The sequence below is a fragment of the Butyricimonas hominis genome (genome assembly GCF_014287455.1).
Lineage (GTDB): Bacteria > Bacteroidota > Bacteroidia > Bacteroidales > Marinifilaceae > Butyricimonas > Butyricimonas muris.
The window spans coordinates 1-975 of record NZ_JACOOH010000048.1 but is presented as its reverse complement, the minus strand read 5'-3'; the positions used below and the strand labels follow the sequence as shown (position 1 = coordinate 975).

The following is a 975-nucleotide window of genomic DNA, read 5'->3' as shown; positions in this document are numbered from 1 at the left end:
CTTTCTAAGATTTCCTCTTTCCTTAGCATACAACTGGTGGTTGGTTATCAGGTTGTCGATGTTCTCCTTGTTGCTCCTTATCAGGCGTTCTTCCAGCATCCGGCGTATCTCGCTGACCTTGTAGAAGTAGCGTCCCCTGATGTTGGAATAGGCGATAGTTCCCGACACCCGCAGGCGTTGCAGGGTCTTTTCGCTTATTTTCAGGAACGTGCAGACCTCGTAGCTGTCCACCCACATGTCTTCCTCGCTTTGCCTTGCCGTTTCCATGTGGTTGAAGATGTAGTCGGCAATGGCGGTAATCTTGTTGTCCAGTTCCTTGTAGGCTTTGGACTCGAATGTTATTATTTCCATAACGGTAACTGATTGATTTGCCGCAAAGTTCGGGTGTCCTGAAAAATAAAACGCCACAGATGTACCCACCTGTGGCGAAATAAATTTTGTTAAAGCACGGTTGCCTAATCCTGCTCCCTCATGCGCATCAGCAACCTGTCTTTCAGGGTGGAGAGGAAGCCCGTTCGGTCTTTGGTCTTGGCTTTTAGTTCCATGTAGGTGTGGTAGAAGTCGCCGAGGTCGATGTCGAACACGTATTCAAAGTAGGCTACAATCTCCTTAATATCAACCGTCCCCTTGTTCAGACAGCCGCAGGCGTCCAGTGCGTAGATAAGTTCTACCAACGCCCTTTTCGTCCCCGTCCAGCGCAACACCTTTCCCATGAAGCCGTTCTTCACCCGCTTGCGTTGTTCCCGGCGTTCCAGCTCGTGCAGACGGTTGGTGAGGTATATTTCCAGCAGTTCGTTGGCTAAAATCTTGGCTACCTTGAAATCGTGACTGGTGCTGAACTGTGGGTCTGTTTCGTAATAGAAACTGTCCACGATGATTTGTATGTCAGGCTTCCCACGCATGAAATACTGCCTGTCCAAGTAGGTGGCTTTCGTTCGGTGGTACTGGTAGAACGCCAAGTTCCGCTGGAACGAC

2 protein-coding genes are annotated in these 975 nt (G+C 49.7%); both read right to left on the bottom strand.

The window, feature by feature from the left end; translation table 11 throughout:
• Positions 1-420 (bottom strand): helix-turn-helix domain-containing protein (locus tag H8S64_RS22140; protein WP_186978727.1); only part of this gene is annotated, 420 nt, incomplete at its 3' end.
• A 35-nt stretch (positions 421-455) separates the two neighbouring features.
• Positions 456-975 (bottom strand): RteC domain-containing protein (locus H8S64_RS22135; protein WP_186978726.1); only part of this gene is annotated, 520 nt, incomplete at its 5' end.